This window comes from Rhizorhapis sp. SPR117 (genome assembly GCF_021742065.1).
In genome coordinates, this window is the sequence record NZ_JAKKIE010000235.1 from 1 (window position 1) to 492 (window position 492).

Consider the following 492-nt stretch of genomic DNA (forward strand, 5'->3'; position numbering starts at 1 on the left):
AAATCATGGAAAACCGAAGGAAACCTGCGCCTCCCGCCACCACGCTCGACATAAACTGCGACTGCAAAGAATACATCTAATGTTGAGCTCAACATTACACATATTCCCGCGGCGAGAGGTCGATTTCGAGATCCGCGCGCTCTTCGGGACTGAGATCGGCCAGACGCCGGTTTAGGATGGATTCCGCCGTCGTCACGAGCTGGAGAACGACCGACTGGCCATCGGCGATATGCGCGCGAACGGCCGCGATGACCGTAGGGAGCTTCATCGAAAGGAGCAGTTGGCCGAAGAAGCGCTGCTTTGTGGATTCGAAGCGCGAGCGCGCCGAGGCCTTGGCACCGCTGTTGAGCGTCGCGTTCTCCAGGCCGTCGACCACCGATGTCAGTTCGAGGGCGCGCTCCATGTTGCGATGAATGATCGCTTATCGCGAGGTCGCGATAATGTGAAGGAACGCGGCGCAGGCCCGCAAAGCCGCGGAACACCCCGCCACGT

Annotated in this window: 1 protein-coding gene; it reads right to left on the reverse strand. The window is 59.8% G+C overall.

The features are described 5' to 3' along the window. Positions 1 to 94 precede the first annotated feature (94 nt). Positions 95 to 376: a methylase gene (locus L3X40_RS22165; RefSeq protein ID WP_237367480.1), complete on the reverse strand. Its 282-nt coding sequence runs from the start codon at positions 374 to 376 to the stop codon at positions 95 to 97. Positions 377 to 492: the final 116 nt, after the last annotated feature.